Origin of the sequence: Arcanobacterium phocisimile (genome assembly GCF_016904675.1) — a bacterium.
In the GTDB taxonomy this organism is placed as follows: Bacteria; Actinomycetota; Actinomycetes; order Actinomycetales; family Actinomycetaceae; genus Arcanobacterium; species Arcanobacterium phocisimile.
This window is the reverse complement of sequence record NZ_CP070228.1, coordinates 1,290,395-1,308,150: the sequence shown is the minus strand read 5'-3', so window position 1 is coordinate 1,308,150 and position 17,756 is coordinate 1,290,395. Positions and strand designations below refer to the sequence as shown.

23 protein-coding genes are annotated in these 17,756 nt (G+C 50.6%); 8 read left to right on the top strand and 15 right to left on the bottom strand.

Annotated features, from left to right (window positions below; all coding sequences use genetic code 11):
• Positions 1 to 7 precede the first annotated feature (7 nt).
• Both JTE88_RS05880 and JTE88_RS05875 read right to left on the bottom strand, forming a co-directional pair.
• On the bottom strand, positions 8 to 562 hold the full coding sequence (locus JTE88_RS05880; RefSeq protein WP_204423515.1) for an ECF-type riboflavin transporter substrate-binding protein: 555 nt from the start codon (positions 560 to 562) through the stop codon (positions 8 to 10).
• 17 nt (positions 563 to 579) lie between these two features.
• On the bottom strand, positions 580 to 1,422 hold the full coding sequence (locus JTE88_RS05875; RefSeq protein WP_204423514.1) for an SAM hydrolase/SAM-dependent halogenase family protein: 843 nt from the start codon (positions 1,420 to 1,422) through the stop codon (positions 580 to 582).
• 220 nt (positions 1,423 to 1,642) lie between these two features.
• Between JTE88_RS05875 and pdxS the strand changes: the two genes are divergently transcribed.
• Positions 1,643 to 2,521 (top strand): pyridoxal 5'-phosphate synthase lyase subunit PdxS, encoded by an 879-nt coding sequence (pdxS, locus tag JTE88_RS05870; RefSeq protein WP_204423512.1) that lies wholly within the window; start codon positions 1,643 to 1,645, stop codon positions 2,519 to 2,521.
• Between the two features lie 95 nt (positions 2,522 to 2,616).
• On the top strand, positions 2,617 to 3,288 hold the full coding sequence (gene pdxT / locus JTE88_RS05865) for a pyridoxal 5'-phosphate synthase glutaminase subunit PdxT (protein WP_204423507.1): 672 nt from the start codon (positions 2,617 to 2,619) through the stop codon (positions 3,286 to 3,288).
• Here pdxT and JTE88_RS05860 read toward each other — a convergent pair.
• The 4 genes from JTE88_RS05860 to JTE88_RS05845 form a co-directional block, all read right to left on the bottom strand.
• Positions 3,276 to 3,560 carry a type II toxin-antitoxin system RelE family toxin gene (locus JTE88_RS05860; protein WP_204423506.1) on the bottom strand — a complete coding sequence of 95 codons (285 nt, stop codon included), beginning with the start codon at positions 3,558 to 3,560 and terminating at the stop codon, positions 3,276 to 3,278. The two genes, pdxT and JTE88_RS05860, sit on opposite strands and share 13 nt — an antisense overlap.
• Before the next feature lie 2 nt (positions 3,561 to 3,562).
• Entirely contained in the window at positions 3,563 to 3,775 is a 213-nt protein-coding gene (gene relB / locus JTE88_RS05855; RefSeq protein ID WP_204423504.1) for a type II toxin-antitoxin system RelB family antitoxin, read from the bottom strand.
• Positions 3,776 to 3,854: 79 nt separating this feature from the next.
• Positions 3,855 to 4,049, bottom strand: a complete 195-nt coding sequence (locus tag JTE88_RS05850; RefSeq protein ID WP_204423503.1) for a helix-turn-helix transcriptional regulator — start codon at positions 4,047 to 4,049, stop codon at positions 3,855 to 3,857.
• Positions 4,046 to 4,501 carry a hypothetical protein gene (locus JTE88_RS05845; protein ID WP_204423502.1) on the bottom strand — a complete coding sequence of 152 codons (456 nt, stop codon included), beginning with the start codon at positions 4,499 to 4,501 and terminating at the stop codon, positions 4,046 to 4,048. The genes JTE88_RS05850 and JTE88_RS05845 overlap by 4 nt, the downstream gene beginning before the upstream one ends.
• 169 nt (positions 4,502 to 4,670) lie before the next feature.
• Between JTE88_RS05845 and JTE88_RS05840 the strand changes: the two genes are divergently transcribed.
• Entirely contained in the window at positions 4,671 to 4,823 is a 153-nt protein-coding gene (locus tag JTE88_RS05840; protein ID WP_204425856.1) for a hypothetical protein, read from the top strand.
• 91 nt (positions 4,824 to 4,914) lie between these two features.
• Here the strand turns inward: JTE88_RS05840 and JTE88_RS05835 are convergent, their stop codons facing one another.
• From JTE88_RS05835 to JTE88_RS05825, 3 genes are read right to left on the bottom strand one after another with little or no spacing between them, the layout of a single operon-like run.
• Positions 4,915 to 5,607 carry an anti-sigma factor gene (locus tag JTE88_RS05835; RefSeq protein ID WP_204423500.1) on the bottom strand — a complete coding sequence of 231 codons (693 nt, stop codon included), beginning with the start codon at positions 5,605 to 5,607 and terminating at the stop codon, positions 4,915 to 4,917.
• Entirely contained in the window at positions 5,604 to 6,158 is a 555-nt protein-coding gene (locus JTE88_RS05830) for a sigma-70 family RNA polymerase sigma factor (protein ID WP_204423499.1), read from the bottom strand. The genes JTE88_RS05835 and JTE88_RS05830 overlap by 4 nt, the downstream gene beginning before the upstream one ends.
• Before the next feature lie 42 nt (positions 6,159 to 6,200).
• Positions 6,201 to 7,949, bottom strand: a complete 1,749-nt coding sequence (locus JTE88_RS05825; RefSeq protein WP_204423498.1) for a cytochrome c biogenesis protein CcdA — start codon at positions 7,947 to 7,949, stop codon at positions 6,201 to 6,203.
• Positions 7,950 to 8,135: 186 nt separating this feature from the next.
• Between JTE88_RS05825 and JTE88_RS05820 the strand changes: the two genes are divergently transcribed.
• Complete coding sequence (locus tag JTE88_RS05820; RefSeq protein WP_204423494.1) at positions 8,136 to 8,435, top strand: hypothetical protein; 300 nt, start codon at positions 8,136 to 8,138, stop codon at positions 8,433 to 8,435.
• An 81-nt stretch (positions 8,436 to 8,516) separates the two neighbouring features.
• On the opposite strand, the gene JTE88_RS05815 is transcribed toward JTE88_RS05820, so the two are convergent.
• Together JTE88_RS05815 and JTE88_RS05810 are read right to left on the bottom strand one after the other, a co-directional pair.
• Entirely contained in the window at positions 8,517 to 9,092 is a 576-nt protein-coding gene (locus JTE88_RS05815; RefSeq protein WP_204423493.1) for a flavodoxin domain-containing protein, read from the bottom strand.
• A gap of 117 nt (positions 9,093 to 9,209) precedes the next feature.
• Positions 9,210 to 10,262, bottom strand: a complete 1,053-nt coding sequence (locus JTE88_RS05810) for a S66 family peptidase (RefSeq protein ID WP_204423491.1) — start codon at positions 10,260 to 10,262, stop codon at positions 9,210 to 9,212.
• A gap of 46 nt (positions 10,263 to 10,308) precedes the next feature.
• Between JTE88_RS05810 and JTE88_RS05805 the strand changes: the two genes are divergently transcribed.
• Entirely contained in the window at positions 10,309 to 11,013 is a 705-nt protein-coding gene (locus JTE88_RS05805; protein WP_204423490.1) for a nitroreductase family protein, read from the top strand.
• On the opposite strand, the gene JTE88_RS05800 is transcribed toward JTE88_RS05805, so the two are convergent.
• The 4 genes from JTE88_RS05800 to spxB form a co-directional block, all read right to left on the bottom strand.
• Positions 10,976 to 11,647: a queuosine precursor transporter gene (locus JTE88_RS05800; RefSeq protein WP_204423482.1), complete on the bottom strand. Its 672-nt coding sequence runs from the start codon at positions 11,645 to 11,647 to the stop codon at positions 10,976 to 10,978. The two genes, JTE88_RS05805 and JTE88_RS05800, sit on opposite strands and share 38 nt — an antisense overlap.
• A 167-nt stretch (positions 11,648 to 11,814) precedes the next feature.
• On the bottom strand, positions 11,815 to 12,192 hold the full coding sequence (locus tag JTE88_RS05795; protein WP_204423476.1) for a GntR family transcriptional regulator: 378 nt from the start codon (positions 12,190 to 12,192) through the stop codon (positions 11,815 to 11,817).
• Positions 12,189 to 13,100: a hypothetical protein gene (locus JTE88_RS05790; RefSeq protein WP_204423475.1), complete on the bottom strand. Its 912-nt coding sequence runs from the start codon at positions 13,098 to 13,100 to the stop codon at positions 12,189 to 12,191. Before JTE88_RS05790 ends, JTE88_RS05795 begins: the two co-directional genes overlap by 4 nt.
• Before the next feature lie 144 nt (positions 13,101 to 13,244).
• Positions 13,245 to 14,999 carry a pyruvate oxidase gene (gene spxB, locus JTE88_RS05785; protein ID WP_204423473.1) on the bottom strand — a complete coding sequence of 585 codons (1,755 nt, stop codon included), beginning with the start codon at positions 14,997 to 14,999 and terminating at the stop codon, positions 13,245 to 13,247.
• Between the two features lie 193 nt (positions 15,000 to 15,192).
• Here spxB and hemH point away from each other — a divergent pair, with 193 nt between their 5' ends.
• From hemH to JTE88_RS05770, 3 genes are read left to right on the top strand one after another with little or no spacing between them, the layout of a single operon-like run.
• Positions 15,193 to 16,158 (top strand): ferrochelatase, encoded by a 966-nt coding sequence (gene hemH / locus JTE88_RS05780; RefSeq protein WP_204423466.1) that lies wholly within the window; start codon positions 15,193 to 15,195, stop codon positions 16,156 to 16,158.
• A 27-nt stretch (positions 16,159 to 16,185) separates the two neighbouring features.
• The gene (locus JTE88_RS05775; protein WP_239519495.1) at positions 16,186 to 16,992 is read left to right on the top strand and encodes a sensor histidine kinase; all 807 of its coding nucleotides are present in this window, start codon (positions 16,186 to 16,188) and stop codon (positions 16,990 to 16,992) included.
• Entirely contained in the window at positions 16,989 to 17,684 is a 696-nt protein-coding gene (locus JTE88_RS05770; RefSeq protein WP_204423461.1) for a response regulator transcription factor, read from the top strand. Before JTE88_RS05775 ends, JTE88_RS05770 begins: the two co-directional genes overlap by 4 nt.
• Positions 17,685 to 17,756: the final 72 nt, after the last annotated feature.

The window sequence follows — 17,756 nt, the reverse complement described above, 5'->3', positions numbered from 1 at the left end:
AGAAGGTCTAAGCTTCGGTGCTGAGCGAGCCGGTCTGCGTGCGAGTCTTTGCGTAAGCAATCAGAACCAAGGTGCCGATAATTCCGGTGGTGAGTGCGTTGGATGCAAAAGCAGTCACGCCTTGGACAAATACTTTGTTTGCTGGCTCAGAATAGATGAGGATATCACCCAGTGGAGCCACCAACATCCACGATAGTGCATGCGCAACGACAACCGAAATGTTAAACCGAACGATGGTCTTGGTTGGTAGTTCACCTTCGTAAACCTTGTTGCCGATCATCATTGCACCAATAATCAAGCCAACAACTGCGGAAGAAATTTCCCATGACGCCCAAATACCATAACCGGTAGCGTCAATCAGAACATGGCCGATTCCGCCGATCAGTGAGCCGGAAACCGGGCCAAACAACACTGCGAACACGGCGAGGATCGCATACTGCAAAGCAATCGATACGTTAGGAATCGGAGTAGGGATCGCTGCGAAACGACCAAGAACAAAGAACAGCGCTGCGCCGATACCGATAGCAACAACCTGCACGACAGGAGACATTTTCTTAGCCATGATTATCCTTTCATTCCTCACAGTTCGTAAGGAGCTAATGATACCTGCCAAGATGTGCCGGTACCGATATTGAATGCGTGAGCATAGGACCCACGGTTGATGGCGATGGCCATCCGGTCTAGGGAATTAACGTAGAGAAGGGAATCGCCTACTTCTACTGAAGCGAACGAAGGTACATAAACCATGTGGTTGGAATGGACCTGGCGGCCTTGGTTGAAGACGCGCAATTTGAAACGCTGGTTGAAACCGTCTGCCATTTCTAGGAACAATGCACGTGGGATTGACGTCCACAATGAACCGTAGCGGACATCGTGGGCTTCGATGATACCGCGGATCTCGCCGTCGTTAAATACTGGCTCTTCGTAATCCAATGTGACGAGAGCATCGAGCGAGACACGTGGTCCGACGTCGTTAAACGAAATGATTCCGGCGGCCAACCGGGCGCCAGAGTAGGCGTAAATGTCGCGACCATGGAAAGTGTAGGAAGCCTCTGAGCCAGCGCGACGATTAATGGTTTCGTCGACGGTGCGGATCTCAGTTATGCCATAGATGGCGTGGACGTGGGTGAGTGTGCCGTTATTCGGGGTAACGATATAGTGCCCGGTTTTTGTTTTTGCGACGACGGAGAGCCGATCGGAGCCCACACCGGGGTCGACGACGGAGACGAAAACAGTTCCGTGTGGCCAATAGTCGATCGTCTGGGCCAAGCGGTAAGAACCTTCCCAAATATCGTAGGGTGGAATATTGTGGGTGAGGTTATAGATGTGAAGATCGGGGTTGGTTGCAACCGCAACGCCGTACATTGCGGCGACTGCACCGTCGTCGAGTCCAAAGTCTGACTGCAAAACAAGGTTATCCATAATGCTCATTATCGAGTTTTATCAGGCTGATATCTAGGTATTTCTTGATATGTAAAATGATACGTCTCATATCTATGCCTAGTCAGGGCAGTGGTGCGCAGACTCACAGGTTCACTGATCATGGACTATCTTCGTGTTGGCCGGTGGGCTCGCGTATAGTAGAAGGTGAATTGTCACGGCTTTCCGCCGTTCTAGCACCACGACGTTAAAGGTATAACTAATGACTGAAAACTCTCGCTTCGAATTGAACAAGCAGCTTGCCCAGATGCTTAAAGGTGGCGTTATTATGGACGTCACAAATGCTGAGCAGGCACGGATTGCCGAAGAAGCAGGCGCTAGTGCGGTGATGGCTCTCGAGCGCATCCCAGCAGATATTCGTGCAGCTGGTGGCGTTTCGCGCATGAGCGACCCACGTCTGATTAAAGAAATCCAGAACGCAGTATCCATCCCAGTGATGGCAAAGGTCCGTATCGGCCACTTTGTTGAAGCCCAGATTTTGCAGGCGCTCGAGATCGACTACATTGACGAGTCCGAAGTGCTCTCGCCAGCAGATAATGTTTTCCACATTAATAAGACTGATTTTGATGTGCCGTTCGTGTGTGGCGCGAAAGATCTCGGCGAAGCACTTCGCCGAATCGCTGAAGGTGCCTCGATGATTCGTACTAAGGGTGAGCCAGGAACTGGCGACGTGGTCCAGGCCGTGACCCACATGCGTCTAATCCAGTCGCAGATGCGTAAGATCCAGGGCTTGCGTGCCGATGAGCTCTTTGAAGAGGCCAAGCAGTTGGCAGTGCCAGTTGAACTCTTGCGTTACGTGCATGAGAACGGCAAGTTGCCAGTCGTGAACTTCGCTGCTGGTGGTGTGGCTACTCCGGCTGATGCTGCGTTGATGATGCAGCTCGGTGCAGAAGGCGTCTTCGTCGGTTCGGGTATTTTCAAGTCTGGTGATCCAGCCAAGCGCGCCCAGGCAATCGTGAAGTCGGTGACGAACTTTGAAGATGCTGCCCTGATTGCCGAACTTTCCGAAGATCTCGGTGAAGCCATGGTTGGCATCAACGAGTCTGAGATCGATTTACTCATGGCAGAGCGCGGTAAGTGAGCCTACCAGGCGGCAACTAAACTATTTTTCGATCGTTCAGGTACCGGCAGGTTGCCGGTACCTGCGGTAATTTATTTAAGGAAACACTGGTCATTATGGAGAAAACTGTTGGCGTACTGGCAGTACAGGGTGCGTTTATTGAGCATCGCCGTCGTATCGAACAGCTCGGATTCCAGGCTGTGGAACTACGCAACGGAGACGATGCTCGCAGTGAGCTTGACGGCCTCGTATTACCTGGCGGTGAGAGCACGGTGCAAAGCAAGCTCCTGCGTGAGCTCGACATGTTCGAGCCGCTGGCCAACAAACTTTCTGAAGGTATGCCCGTGTTTGGCACCTGTGCCGGGCTGATTCTCTTGGCACAACAGGTGGCAAACGGTCCGGTGGCTGGAGCTGAGCATGCGGCTCCGACGTCGTCCCATGTTGCTATTTCTGGGTTTGCCACGATGCCGGTGACGGTGGTGCGCAACGCCTATGGTCGCCAACTCGGTAGTTTCCATATCGCTGACGGGCAATTTTTTGGCGATGCGACTGGTGTTGAGGCGGCTGGTGGCGACTCGGCTGCTAGTGTCCCGACTGTTGCTCAGATCCCCATGACGTTTATCCGCGCCCCGCATATCGCGCAATACGGCGATGGGGTAGAGGTGCTGGCGGCATTGCCAGACGGAACTCCGGTGGCCGTGACGTATGGTAACCAGCTCGGCGCTACGTTCCATCCGGAGCTCGACGACGATATGAGCATCTACAATACGTTTGCTCAGATGCTGTAAATCGAATCGCGTCGGCCTATCGAAAAGATTTCAATGGTGATTGTAGTATCGTCAATGATTGCCAATATGCGGTATGAGCCGACGCGATAGCGCCATTCTCCAGACCTATTAGCTGTCAGCCCTTTGCCGAAAGCACGTGGGTCACTACATCCCTCAAGGTGATCCTTTATCCATATAGCGAGTATTTTTGCATCAAAGCGATCCATCTTTTTAAGCTGTTTACGTGCTCGTGTAGTGAGGAATACTCGATATGTGTGTGGCGGGGTGCTCATCTTCAGGATAGTTCTTCTAAAACCTCGTCGATAGTAAAGCGCTCACCAGTGTCATGAGTAAGAGCATGATGTAATTCGTCGAGATCATAGGAATCTTCAATTTTTTCCAGAATTGCTTGACGGGCAAAATCGGATATTGTTAATCCTTCAAATTTGGCGAATTTCCGGATCAGTTCGGCGTCGTTGTCATTCATACGTAGCGTCATTGTGGTCATAGGTACTCCTCAGATCCATATTTTGAATACATTGTATTCGCAATGAGAGTCTGTGGCAAGTAAGGCTGTGAAAATTGGTCTATGTCCCAGGGAAGAAGATATCTTCAATGGATTGGTGGAACACTCGAGCTATCTCGAATGCGAGCGGAAGTGAAGGGTCAAAGTGCCCTTTTTCGATAGAGATAATCGTTTGACGGCTCACGCCTAGTTGTTGTGCGAGATATTCTTGCGACCAGCCGTTTTCTTTGCGTAACTTCGGCAAGGTATTTTTCATTTAAGAGTCCGTCTGCGATGGACGAAATAGCTGACCCAATAAGTACTCACACCTAAAAAGAAAATGACGGCCAAGTAAGTGGTTGCGAAGTTATGCTGGTAAAAACTGGCGATAGCCATGCCCCAGCTACTGCTGATGAACATGGTGAAGAAACCTGCTGATGCAGCCTTATGGTGCCATGCATTCTCAATACTTACTTCCGGTTTCGCGACGGTGCCAGTGATAGTTGCACGATCGACGAGGATAACCCAGATCAGCGCAGCGAAGATTGGTCCAGTAAGTGCGGCGAAGATCGCGGTGTACAACCACACGTTGTTCATATCTGAACGAAGGTATGCGCAGATCACTCCTGTAAAAGCACCGAATATTAGACCTGTTGGTAGTGCTATGCGTAGAGCAGGTATTTGCTTATGCTTCGTGTATCCCCACTTAGAAGTCCTCGGTTGTGGCACGTTAACTCCTCTCTTTATTTGTAAAGTCTACTTTACAGGTGGAGTGATGAGAATGTCAAAGGAACTTGACATGTGTTCAGCTAGTGAAGCTATTTAACATAGCGGGCATAAGGGGTGTCAAACTGTGCGGGTGGTTGATGTCTGTATGTTTCTTCTATATCATTCATTTATGGAGAAAACAACGAATTTGGAAAACGGTACTAGCGCTCTGGAAATGCAGCCACAGCAAGATGCTCGCACGAGTAATCTATGGGTTTTCGCCGGCATGGGGATCGGTGCAATCCTGGGGCTGGTAGCTTACGTTCAGCACTGGATCAGCTAAATAGTGGAAACCAATTAGCTGACAAAAGATGGATAAGCGAAGCCTGGGTGTACTCAATGATGAGTCTCACCCAGGCTTCGCTCTATCAGCTTCAGGTTGTTGAGCTTGGCTGTGTGTCCACCCGATCTGCTTTATTATCTGGAATGTTAATCTTCCAGGTAATGATTGCTTCACCGGTCGGTTGCGCTGATCCGCCGGCGGGTTCGATCGTCACAAAGACGTCGTCACCATCTTCTGGCATGGCGTCAATGAATGAGAATGGACCAGTCTCATCGGGCTCATACATACCAGCTTTGCGAACACTACCATCATGGCGTACCCACACTGCCAGACTATGGCCAGCGGGAGCTTGTAACTCCACCGGCATCGTCACCGCAGCCATCTCCATATCGTGTGACCACGTCAAGGTCACCACATGACCGTCTGGCATCGTGTCGGAAACGCGAACCACATCTTGTGCCTGATTAAGCTGGGCATAATGGCTGGTGTATTCCATTGAATCCATAACGCTCCAACGCCCTACACCCACACCGGCCGCTACGAGAACCACTGCAGCGGCCACTTGGGAAACAGTGCGCAGGATCCGTATCTTGCGCGGTCTGAGTTCAACGACATTACTGTTCGCCTCGTCCGATCCGTGCTTGATGAGAGAATCTTGCGGAAGATGCTCAATTTTTGTCAGTAACTGCTCACGTACCTTCGGGGAAGGGGAAACAGGCGTCAAACTTGTTCCCAGAACTCCAGTAATTTCGTCTGGAAAGGTGAGATCGTCGTCGATATTCATCGTTCCTGCTCCATAAATCGTTTCATTTTAGCCAATCCGTCTCTAATCCGAGTTTTTACTGTTCCTAACGGAACACGTTGATAATCTGCAATTTCGCGATGCGTTAACCCGGAAAAGAACGCAAGTTTGATAGTGGAAGATTGAGGCTCGCCCACGAAGTCAAGCATTCGTCGAACATTTTCCGTCTCTAGACGTTGTTCAACGCTTTCTAGCGTGTGATCGTAGTCGATAGTTGTCGCAACATAAGCGGTATCGCGATCACGTGCAGCTTGAGAAGATCTCACTCTATCAATGGCGCGCCGGCGAGCAACTGTCACCAACCACCCGCGGGCTGTGCCGCGGGCGCTGGCGAATTGAGGCGCTTTTTGCCATACTTCTAAAAACACTTCCTGCAAAACTTCCTCCGATTGGGAATGGTCGCGCAGAATCTGGCGGATCAGTGCCAAAATCTTGCCACTCCAGCGATCGTAGAAAGTTGCGAAAGCTTGGCTATCGCCGTTCGCGATGCGTCCCAAGAGGACGTCGTCAAGATCTGATGGTTCAGTTATCACGGCTATATCGTACGGGGTGTATGACGAGATTGTCACGATGTCTCACCCAAAGGTGAATGAGTATAATTCCACACCTGGCGATACGGTTAGTTCTACGATTCCCGAAGAACCTGGAGTGGTGCTAACAATTTCTTGCGCATTAGGCACACCAGATATCTCCATAGTCGATTCTTTCCCATCGATATTCCACGTAATAGTTCCTTCGCCGGAAGCTACCAGGTAGACGTGTGCGCCGCGCCACGACAGCTCCAATTTACCGTCAGAATCGATCGGAGTGATTGATTGCGGGCTCACTTTCCAGGTTCCTTCTAAGGCGAAGGTATCTGGTTTTAACTCTGCTGGAAATGCGGCGTTGATAATGCCGTTTACCAGACGTGGACCAGCATAGCGTTCGGCACGCGCGGAACCGAGATATGTTTCCGGTGTCCGTGGGGATCGAGCTGAGGCATCGTCATTGGCATCAGAAAAAATTGGTTCTGGAAGGGTGATGTTCGGGTTCGCTTCACGCAACAGGTCACGGATCTGGCGTTCGGTAGTTGCTTCTGCGCCTTCGCCATATTTGATTGCGCGTAGCTGGCCGGTTGCGTCAGCAAGGTAGTGGGCTGGCCAGTAGTGGTTATCGAAATTTTGCCACGTAACGAGGTTGGAGTCGACGGCGATCGGATAGGTGATTCCGAGTTTGTCGCCGCCAGCTTTCACGTTCTCCGGTACTTTTTCAAAAGCGTATTCTGGAGAGTGGACCCCGATAACCTGCAGACCAGAATCCTTATAGGTTTCGTAGAGTTTTTCGATACCAGGGATTGAGCGCTGGCAGTTGATGCACGAGTATGCCCAAAAATCTACAAGGGTTACTTTGTTTGCTCGGTCAGTTTCTGTCAGTGGCTGATTATCGGGAGTGTTATACCACGCTACTGCGCCACTGATTTCGGGGAGTTGACCGCAGTTTGCGAGTTCCGTTGCGCCGTCGACGCAGGGCCCATTTTGTTGAGTTGGATAGAGCGACTCAGTGCTCTTTTGTAACGACGACGTCCAGTCCGGTAGTGCACGCTGGATTTTAGCTGGTACATCAAAAACAATGCCAAGAGCCAGGCCAATCATGGCGATGCCAGCAATGGAACGGATAAGTTGCTGCCGAGTGCGAAATGCAGTGATTCGTTCGGTGAGTTTTTGCCCTGAGAGTGCAAAGAATAGGAGTGGAATTGCGGTTCCGATACCAAAGGATAGTGCAAGAGCGACGGTATCCGCTCCGATCTTTCCAGTTGTTCCAGCAACAGACACGGCGGCGAGAACCGGGCCGGCACAAGGAACATAGGCAGCACCAAGGACAACGCCTAGCCAGAATCCGTTAGATGAGGTTGAGTTGCCAGTTTTAGCGAAACGGGCAAATGGTTTTTCAAGTAGTTCCATTAGTCGTGGCACGAGCATCGCGATACCGATAAGGAGGAGCATAACTACGCCTGCCCACCGAATGAAATCTTGGGGAAGATTGAGCAGTGTTAATAGGGCAGAGCCAAAGAGCGTAAAGGTTGTAAAACTGAGAACTAGTCCGCCAACGACGGCGTATGGGCGCCATTTCGATGCAGGTTTGGTTGCCTGAGTGGTGACGCTTGAGGCGGGTGCGCTGTCATTAAGTGAAATAAGATTTCCAGATAACAGACCAGGCGCTGAATTCGGTTTGGTTGTTTGTGCTCCCTGTGCACCGGATAAGAAAATAACAGGGAGTACCGGCAGAATACATGGAGATATTCCGGTGATAAATCCGCCCAGGAGGCCAATTAATATAAGAGACATAATGTCAAAGTCCTTTCATCAAGTTCTATAAGTAGTTCGGGACGGAGCTGATTTTGGATTGTTTTGTCAATGGATTTGAGCTGTGGGGCAGGTCACTGCGCTGGATCCAATCCGGATTGTGATCAGTGTCGAACTAGTTATGAAAGATCGCCGAGGTAACTTGCCTCGTAATATAAGGAGAACTTTATGAATATTCGTCGAATCACCGCTGGTGCTGTTGTTGGTCTACTATCTGTTGCTGGTCTTGCAGCTTGCAATTCTGACATGGATAACAAAATGGATGACGGCAAGATGAATGATAAGCAAATGTCGGAAACCAAGATGGATGATGACAAGATGTCTGATGGTGAGAAGATGTCGGATGACAAAATGAGTGATGACAAGATGTCTGATGGTGAGAAGATGTCGGATGACAAAATGAGTGATGACAAGATGTCTGATGGTGAGAAGATGTCGGATGACAAAATGAGTGATGACAAGAAGTAATTCGCTGTTTAGCGCTGTCCTACGTTAGGCAAAGTGAGAGCCTCCGGTTAAGGAGGCTCTCACTTTATGCGGTATGAATCTTTAGAAAGATGAGCCTAGGATTTCGTGCCCATGTGTCACAAGAGGAGTAATGGCAGTCCGATCGGTGTGGTCGTACCCGTCAGCTATATGATCAGCAACCGCAACTGCCCACTCGCCACGATTGCGATATTTCTGCACTCGTTTAGCAAAGGTCTTTAGTAAACCTTTTTCGAATGGGTTCAGGCCTTCGTATCGCACTCCACCTTCGAGATAGAAGTAGGCGTAATCATGACGGGCAAGTTCAACCCGGTTAAATGTGCGTGAAGCAGAACGATAATCTCGATCCGGGTGCTGCGGTGTTCCGCCATTTGCCCATACGATTATTTTCTTCGACGTCAATAACCCCGAGCGTTTTAAGAGTTTACGGAATTTAGCGAAGTTGCGAATTACTCCCATACGAACACCAGCGCCATAGATGATCAGATCGTAGGCATTAAGTGTTACCTGACCGTGCTTAATAAGTGGAAGTAGTTCTTCTAGAGAATAGAGGTCGGCATCTAAATCCTCTGCAATCCATTGCGCATAAGTGCGGGCGAACCCGGTAACGGTGGAATAGACGACTATCGTTCGTTTCATTGTTTGCGACACTTTCGTTTTATGTGTTCGTTTTTTATACCGATTAGTTTATATAGACAGGCTAACCCTATCGGAAACATAGCGACAGTTGGAAGTTAGGGGGAGCTTGGTTGAGGGTTACCGGGCAAAATGCGCAGTGATAGTTTCCGACTGTGGATCTAAGGTCATCTCACCGCCATATGGCAGGACAGCTTGCGGACGAGTATGGCCAAACGGCACGCCAATAACCACAAGAAGATCTTCGCGGTAGGCAGCGATGTTAGACAACAGGTAATCCATATACCCCATGCGTCGAGCCTCCTTCACATAGTCCGGGGCGGGAGCATCTCGGTCATCAACGATCGGTTGGGCAAACACTAAACCGGCAACTGCGCTGAGATATCCACGTTCGCCAAACGCGCGAATCCACCGTCCCACATAATCTGGTGGAGGCATAATCTCCGATGTCTCTAAGATGAGAATTTTTCCTTCTAGCTCACCGGCATCTGGCAACCGCCCAGCCATCGCTAATTGATCGAGAACTTCAAAACATCCACCCCACGTCGCCCCGCGTACTATGTGATCACTGCCGATAAACTCCACTGGCATCGCTGCCTCACGGCGGACTCTGTCCGTGAGTGCCCGTGGGTCAGACCAATCCACCCCATAGTCTTCCGACTCAGTAACTGCCGGCAGAACGACGTCGTCGCCAAACAAAGCTCCGCGCAACGTTAATAGATGTATTGGATCGATACTAGGTCCAGAACCAAAATGTACTTGAGTGGCACCGCCATGGAAGCTAACCACCCCGTTTCGCCATAACCAATTTAAGATATTCGTATTATCCGAATATCCAAAAAACGGTTTGGGATCATGGTTGACAAGCTGCGGGTCAAGCAATGACGTTAAACGAATCTGATCATCCCCACCAATGGTGGTGAAAATTGCCCGGATATCTGGATCTGCAAAAGCAGCGTTAACGTCGGCTGCCCGCTCGGCAAGAGAAGCACCCATGGTAACAGTAGTAGGAAAATCAACGGGAATTAGCCCGAGTTCAGTCAAAATCCGTTGTTTCGCTTGTTCGTGAATTTCTGGAAAATAAGCTGGGGCTGCCCAAGCTGGCGAAAGCAGTGCAACTTTATCGCCAGGGCGGACGGTCGACGGGAGGCGGAACGTTGATGAAGGAGTCATGATTTTAGTCTAGCCGGGTACGAGTGCGCCTTGTAGGATGAGGAGCATGAATGATTTTTCTCAGCTAGTTCAATCTCGCCAAACAACCCGTGATTTCAACGCTACTGAAATAACGGCCGATATCCTCGATCGTATTCTTGACGATGCTCGCTGGGCGCCAAGTTGGTCCAACACGCGCGCATACAAGATTGCGCTCGCCACTGGTGAGACGACGAAAAAGTTACGCGAGTCCTATCTGCGTGAATTCGATGCTTTCTCTGTTGCCCAAGCGTCGCAAACGCCTCCCGATATCGACGGTGACTACGACATCTTCGCTCGATATCCTGAAGATTTACGAGAGCGCCAGGTTCAAGTTGGAGTCGATCTGTATCGCCACCTAGGTATTGAACGAGACGATACGGTGGCTCGCGGAAAGCACATGCGCCGCAACTTTGAAGCATTCGGTGCGCCAGTGATGGGCTTGGTCTTTATCCACCGTGACTTCTTGCCATACTCAGCACTCGATGCTGGACTAATGCTCCAAACAATCTTCTTATCAGCTAAGGCTCACGGTGTAGATTCGTGCCCACTCGGAGTCCTTGCCGGATGGCGTCGCCCAGCTGATGAGCTATTTGATATTCCAGCTGAGTATGCTCTTGTTACTGGTTTCGCGTTGGGTTACGGGACGGATGCGCCGGTGAATCAATTCCGCGCAGCGCACCCGCCACTCGATATCATCCCTGAACGCCATACTCCGGCTCAGCACGCTTAACCAAACTCATAACTCCCATAGTGATCGGGGAGAAGATGAGCTCCACGGCAGTCTTGTAGGTGAAACCGACGAACAGGTAGTTCAGGAACGTTGAAACGTCTGGAATTTCAAGAACTTGTGCGGCAATTGAACAAAAGACGAGTGTGTCAACGAATTCTCCAACGATCGTTGATGCGGCCATTCGGCCAAAGAGCATCTTCTCACCCGATCGCTTTTTCATCTGGACCATGGTGAAGGCATTGGAGAGTTGGCCGGCAAGGAAGCCGAACAGGGAAGCTACAACGATTTGCCATACTGGTCCGAGTGTGCGTACTAGCGCCTCTTGGCCATCGTAGAAGTCAGCTCCTGGTAGAACAATCATCACCCAGTAGCACAATGCGGCGAAAATCGAGAGTGCGAAGGTTACGATGACTGCTCGACGCGAGGCCTTCCATCCGTAAACCTCTGAGACGACGTCGCCGATAATGTAGGCGAACGGGAAGAGAAAGAATCCGCCGTCGGTTAAGATTGGGCCAAATGTAACTGGTTTTGAAGCGCCAATGTTGGACAAAATGAGAACAACAGCCATGATGGCAACGAAAATCGGGTAGAGACCAGTACCGGTGGGGGCGAACTTCGCCTTCTGGGCAGACATGAGCACTCCTTGTTGTGCGTATAAATGGAATACGAAAAATAGGCACAACGACGCTCTCACTGCCTCTGCGGCGCGTAACTCACCTGCTGCCCCAAGTGGTGTACCGTGAAGCATTTTGCCAGAACCGTGCTGAGTGTGCACCAATTTGTTGTGCTATGTGCTGAAAATTATGCTTCAGTGCCGCTCAATCGGGCTAATTCGGCGATGGCGTCACTCTCGGTAAAGCCGAAGGCATGCAATTCAGCTAGGTAGTGTTGGGTTAGACGGGTGAGGTGATGGGCGAGCTCGGCGTCGTTATTTTTCCTTCCATTAACGATCGTTCCTTTACTTCTAGCCGTGGTGATATATCCGGCGTCGGATAAGGAATTGTAGGTGCGCATAACAGTACCGGGAGCAATGCCAAGATCGCGAGCGAGTGCGCGCACAGTAGGGAGTTGGCTACCTGGGAGAAGTTTTCCGGAAAGTATCGCACCGGTAATTTGATTTGTTAGTTGTTCATGTGCCGGGATTGAGAGTGTTGGGTCAATGGTTAGCTCTACGCTCATCGATCAACGCCGATCCCCGGATTGAACTGACGAGCCAACGCAATGATGAAAATGGCGATATTGATGATCGCTGCGATGGTGTGAACAGTGGCCAAAATGATGAGTATCGTCGAACTCGGCATCGCGCCTGTGTTAATAAAGACTGTGGGGCGTAAGAATAATGCACCGAATGCATGATGAGCTCCACGTACTGATAAACCAAGAGCAGTGGCCGAGGTAGCTGCAGTTAAGCCGAAAATGAGCTCGTTAATAGATCTGCGGCGCACAATGTTATCAAGGCTAACAAGCTCAGAATTTGACGAATTTCGTGGGCGCAAGACAACAATCTGTGTGAGTGCGACAGTAAGTAAAGAAGTGAACATTAGTGCGCCGATGACTGCAAATGCTGCAAGTGGTGGCGCGTAAGAAACAGAGCCGGAATCGTCAGGTAGAACTGGTATTAGAGGGTAGAGCGCGGTGAGGATGAACAATATGAGCGGAGTGCCTATGAGTGTTACTTTGGGAAGATGGTTTACGTATTGGGTAAGAGTGCGGCGCTCGAGACCGCTATGCCCCGGGTCATGTGCAGCTTTGAACGTGAATATGTGGACTATGAGTGTAAATAGGCAAACCGAAGTGTAGATAGTAAATGGTGCGGCATAGCTAAGCTCGGGGATCCTTATGAAAGATAGCAAGATAATTGTTGCTGGTATGCCAGCAATGAAGCCTATAATTCGAGCGATAGCTAGACCTCGGATTGTTGTCTGTAACTTTGGCGCATATGGGAGTCGCTTGAAGAAAAGCTTGCGATGTGGGGTGTGAATATACCATGCTCCGAGGGTGATCAGTGGAACAACTATCAGACCTAGTTGCACAATTGCACTGATCAATACGAGAGACATAATCGATCCGGTGTGTGGTACAAGCATGGCAGCAATACCTCCTTGTGATAGCTAATTGATACAAGAATTGTATGTTGGGAACATTCTTGTGTCAATGTAGTGTTACAAGGTGGGTCCGTGTGGTGCGGCGACCGCTCAGTTTCCGCACCACACGAAGTTTGCTGTACCTAGTCAGGCCTGGTGACGAGCCAAAATCTCACCGAATGGTTCGAGCTTCTCGGCGTCGTATGCGGCCCGGAACTCGTCAAAGTCGATGCGTTCATCGCGTGATTGTGGGAACTGTTCGACTGGCAGTAAACGATCATTAGTTACTTTGACGTCGATCAAGATCGGCTCGGTTGTATCCTTTGCCTTGGCCAGTGCGGCGCGGAGCTCGTCGGTGTTTCGTACCGTGATGCCTGCGACGCCGAAGCCTTCGGCAATCTTGGCGAAATCAAGGCCAGAGAGCTTGATACCAGAATGCGGCTGGTTGGTATCGTCTTGCTCGGCTTCAATATAGCCTAACGATTCGTTGGAAAGCACGACTGAAATAATCGGCAAATGATGCTCAGTGGCAGTTGTTAAGCCTTGGATGACCATCGCAGCTGCGCCGTCTCCAGCGAGGTTCCACGCTTGGCGCTGCGGGTATTCCAGCGATCCGGCCACTGCCGCTGGTAGGCCGTATCCCATGGTCGCATAGAGCGGGGACGTGGTGAACTGCTGGCCAGGGTTGATCTTTAAGAAGCGAGCCGAGGCGATATTGACGTTGCCGACGTCGATACCGAACAGTGCGTCATCCGTGGTGACCTTGTTGATCTCGTTGAATACGGTTTCTAGACGGATTGGGGATTCGTCGGTGGTGTGTTCGGTGATCCATGCTTCCCACTGTGCACGATTTTCCTTCGCTGCTGCCAGCCATGGAGTATCAGTGCTGGTCAGGCCGCGCTTGTGGCCGGCCTCGATGAGTGCGGTGAGGAATTGTTGCGCGTCGGCCTGGAAGCCGAGTTTGGCTGCGTGGCGTGCGCCAAGGACTATCGGATTGATATTGACGTCGATGAAAGTTGCGTCCGGGCGGAAGAAGAATTCACCGAATTCGTAGTTGGTTCCGATGAAGAGGACGGCGTCTGCCGATCTACCAGTGTCAACTGAAGGCTTGGTGGCGACTCGTCCGGTAGAAATCATGTAAGACTCAGTGTCGTGAGCGATGATTCCCTTAGCGAGGTAGGTGGACATGAGCGGTGCACCGAGCATGTCGGCAGCTTCGAGCAGTTCTTTTCCAGCCTTGCGTGCGCCTTGGCCGAAATAGATCACGGGGCGTTTAGCTGAGGTGAGAATATCGAGTGCCCTCTCGATGTTTTCCGCTGGAATATTGTAGGTGACATCTTGTTGTGATTGAACGTTGGCAGATACTGGGTAGGCGCCTTGTTCGATTTTCTCCCAACCTAAGTCTTTTGGTAGGACGACGACGGCGGGTCCGCGCTTGGCGTAGGCGGTGCGAATAGCAGTGTCAATAACGAGGGGAAGTTGTTCGGCTGTCATGATGGTACGGTTATAGACGGTTGCGTCAGCGAACATCGGGTTTTCGGGCAGTTCTTGGAAGAAGTCGAGGTTCATGCGTGAGCTTGGTACTTGACCGACGATGGCGAGTACTGGGATGTTGTCCATCTTGGCGTCGTAGAGGCCGTTAACAAGGTGGGCTGCGCCGGGCCCTGCCGAGCCGAGCATGACGCCGATGCGTCCAGTAATTTTCGCTTCAGCGACGGCAGCGAGGGAGCCGAATTCTTCGTGGCGGACACCGATGTAGTCGATGTGGTCACGGTAGGTGTGGATTGAGTTCATTGTTGAATCAAGTGATCCACCTGGAAGACCGTAGATACGCTTGACTCCCCATTCTTCTAGGACGCGCATCATTTCATCTGCTGCTGGAACCATTGTTGAGGTAGTCATTTTCTTTCTCCTGACATCGTGGTTTATGCCGTGTCCTCTACTGTACTCCCTTTTTGTTTAAAAATAAACTATCAAATATTTCACTAAATAGGTTGTGGAACAATAGTGGGTTAGCAGAAAGTATGATGCTGACTTTAAAGTGATGTAACAACAGGAAATGAAATAGTAAGTTAGAGACGTTAAGCTACAAGCTATGACACGTGGATGCTTAATTGTGGCCCTGGGAACTCCAGCCTCACCACACCCCGAGGATATTCGAGCCTTCCTGCAAACATTTCTTTCCGATCCCGCAGTCGTCGATATGCCACGATGGCTATGGAAACCAATCCTCAACCACATCGTGTTACGAGTACGTCCCAAGAAGATCGCACCCGTCTACCAATCCATCTGGACCGAACAAGGATCCCCGCTGCTCATTCACACTCAAGCCCAAGCGCAACACCTCGCCGCCGAACTTGAGGACGTCAAAGTCGGATACGCAACAACCTACACTCAGCCGTCCATCGCCCAAGCGATCGAGGAGCTCGACGTCGACGAACTTGTTGTAATCCCGTTATATCCGCAATACGCGCCGTCAACGGTTGCTGAAATTTGGCGTCAAATAGATATCGTCGAATCACAATCAGGTGCGCCGCGAATCATCCGAGCACAAGCCTGGTACGACAACGCTGCATATGTGCGCTGGTACGCCGAAACAATAGCCGAAAGCATCGCAGACTCAGCGGGCTCGCCAACTGACAAACTCGTGTTTTCATACCACGGAGTTCCACAACGAAAAGTTCATGAACCGCAAAGCTACCGCGAACAATGCGAAGCCACAACACACGCTATCCTTAGCCGACTCAAGGATCGTGGAATCCATATTCCAAGTGAAATTACCTACCAGTCAAAATTTGGTCCTGGCACATGGCTACAACCGGCAACTATCGAGCGTATGACGCAACTGCCCGACGAAGGCGCGAAGAATATCCTCGTCGTCACGCCAGGATTCTTTGCTTCCTGCATCGAAACGCTCGATGAGATTATGGTGGTCAATCGCGATAAATTCATCGCAGGCGGAGGAAGTGAATTTCGTATGGTACACCCGCCCAACTCAGACCCGGCAGCTGGCGCGATGTTGGCTGAGATATATCGACAATATTTCCCAGGACAATCGTAAAGTACTGGAGTGTTTTACCATAGTGGTATGAGCATGATAGCCGAGGAGATCCTCGCCATGGTGGCGATTTTACTCGCACCACTCGTGATAATGTCCCTAACGTTCATTATCCGGAAAAAGTCCCAGAAGGTCACTGAACTACAACGAGAGTTAGACACCCGCAACGAACGTCCTGCGATCATATCCCATGAAATCCGAACTCCTCTTACACTAATCAACGGAGCTGCAGAATTACTTGCCGAAGGCCTCGCAGGGCCACTGACCGACCAACAGCGCACCTTTGTCACCACCATCACCGAAAATACGACCCAGGTGATCAACATTTCAGAGAACTTCCTCATCGATGCAAAACTCAAAGCTGCTTTGCCTCTAGAGAGACAAGAGGTAGATATTCGAGAAGTCGTTGCGCAGACGGCGCGGCAAATGCGCCGCATCTCATCAGTGCCGATCCATGTAGATGCGGCAGGAGGTCTTCTTCCGATTGATGCCGACCCAGCTCTTATTCGCCAACTTGTGTGGAATTTGGTCAATAACGCCACACGGCACGCGGGGAACGGAGCAACCGTTACTGTGCGCGTCAATAATGCAGAAGGAGGTGGGGCACAGCTCATCGTTTCAGACGATGGTGAGGGTATTTCACGCGACGATCAAGAGCACATGTTTGAAGCATTTCGTACTGGATCCTCACGTCGACCGGGAACCGGCATCGGGATGATGGTGGCTAAACGAATCGTAGAAGCCCACGATGGTCGTATACTTGTGGACTCCATCTCAACACAAGGCACAGCTATTCACGTTATACTGCCTGCTAGCCCTAGGGAGGAAAAAGAGTGAAGCCACGTGCTCTAGTTGTTGATGATGAAGCTCAAATGATTTCAATCGTAACGTTTGCGCTCGAGACTCAAGATTTTATATGCGAAAGTGCGACTTCACCATCGCAAGCGTGGAAGCTGTTACAAAACCAGCACTACGATTTGGTCGTTTTAGATGTTCTTATGCCTCGCGGATCAGGAATCGATATTACTCGCCGGATGCGCGCGAATGGCATACGAACCCCGATCATTCTCTTAACAGCGCTGGGTGACGAGTCCGATCGGATTGCCGGTTTGGAAGCTGGCGCGGATGATTATGTCACCAAACCTTTTAGTCCACGCGAGCTGGCTTTACGGGCCCAAGCAATCGTGCGTAGATTTCTACCGCAGGCCGAACAACAGATAGTCAACATTGGTCCGTTGCGGGTTGATTTGGAAACGAATCGTGCATGGTATAACGACATTTTAATCACGGAAAGTCATGCTGAAGTAGCAATTTTAGGTAAACTCGCTCGGCATGCAAATGATGTTGTCCCCACTCGAGACATTGTGAATACTGCCTGGGGCGGAGGAGTCACAAGTGGCGGTCGAGAGATGGTTAAGACCACAATTTATAGGTTGAGAAAACATATGGAGTTAGCCGGTGTGGATCCTGGATGTATCCGTAGCCATCGTGGCCAAGGCTATTCGCTTGATACTAGTAACACTTGGTAACAACCTGTTACCAAGTGTTACCTTGCGAGGCTTCGTTGTGACCGCCATCTTTTTATTATGAGTGGTACAGAG

Bases quoted from the DNA above. Each gene is read 5' to 3' on its own strand.
- JTE88_RS05880 (WP_204423515.1), bottom strand. From the start codon at position 562: ATGGCTAAGAAAATGTCTCCTGTCGTGCAGGTTGTTGCTATCGGTATC.
- JTE88_RS05875 (WP_204423514.1), bottom strand. From the start codon at position 1,422: ATGGATAACCTTGTTTTGCAGTCAGACTTTGGACTCGACGACGGTGCA.
- pdxS (WP_204423512.1), top strand. From the start codon at position 1,643: ATGACTGAAAACTCTCGCTTCGAATTGAACAAGCAGCTTGCCCAGATG.
- pdxT (WP_204423507.1), top strand. From the start codon at position 2,617: ATGGAGAAAACTGTTGGCGTACTGGCAGTACAGGGTGCGTTTATTGAG.
- JTE88_RS05860 (WP_204423506.1), bottom strand. From the start codon at position 3,560: ATGAGCACCCCGCCACACACATATCGAGTATTCCTCACTACACGAGCA.
- relB (WP_204423504.1), bottom strand. From the start codon at position 3,775: ATGACCACAATGACGCTACGTATGAATGACAACGACGCCGAACTGATC.
- JTE88_RS05850 (WP_204423503.1), bottom strand. From the start codon at position 4,049: ATGAAAAATACCTTGCCGAAGTTACGCAAAGAAAACGGCTGGTCGCAA.
- JTE88_RS05840 (WP_204425856.1), top strand. From the start codon at position 4,671: ATGGAGAAAACAACGAATTTGGAAAACGGTACTAGCGCTCTGGAAATG.
- JTE88_RS05835 (WP_204423500.1), bottom strand. From the start codon at position 5,607: ATGAATATCGACGACGATCTCACCTTTCCAGACGAAATTACTGGAGTT.
- JTE88_RS05825 (WP_204423498.1), bottom strand. From the start codon at position 7,949: ATGTCTCTTATATTAATTGGCCTCCTGGGCGGATTTATCACCGGAATA.
- JTE88_RS05820 (WP_204423494.1), top strand. From the start codon at position 8,136: ATGAATATTCGTCGAATCACCGCTGGTGCTGTTGTTGGTCTACTATCT.
- JTE88_RS05815 (WP_204423493.1), bottom strand. From the start codon at position 9,092: ATGAAACGAACGATAGTCGTCTATTCCACCGTTACCGGGTTCGCCCGC.
- JTE88_RS05810 (WP_204423491.1), bottom strand. From the start codon at position 10,262: ATGACTCCTTCATCAACGTTCCGCCTCCCGTCGACCGTCCGCCCTGGC.
- JTE88_RS05805 (WP_204423490.1), top strand. From the start codon at position 10,309: ATGAATGATTTTTCTCAGCTAGTTCAATCTCGCCAAACAACCCGTGAT.
- JTE88_RS05800 (WP_204423482.1), bottom strand. From the start codon at position 11,647: ATGTCTGCCCAGAAGGCGAAGTTCGCCCCCACCGGTACTGGTCTCTAC.
- JTE88_RS05795 (WP_204423476.1), bottom strand. From the start codon at position 12,192: ATGAGCGTAGAGCTAACCATTGACCCAACACTCTCAATCCCGGCACAT.
- JTE88_RS05790 (WP_204423475.1), bottom strand. From the start codon at position 13,100: ATGCTTGTACCACACACCGGATCGATTATGTCTCTCGTATTGATCAGT.
- spxB (WP_204423473.1), bottom strand. From the start codon at position 14,999: ATGACTACCTCAACAATGGTTCCAGCAGCAGATGAAATGATGCGCGTC.
- hemH (WP_204423466.1), top strand. From the start codon at position 15,193: ATGACACGTGGATGCTTAATTGTGGCCCTGGGAACTCCAGCCTCACCA.
- JTE88_RS05775 (WP_239519495.1), top strand. From the start codon at position 16,186: ATGAGCATGATAGCCGAGGAGATCCTCGCCATGGTGGCGATTTTACTC.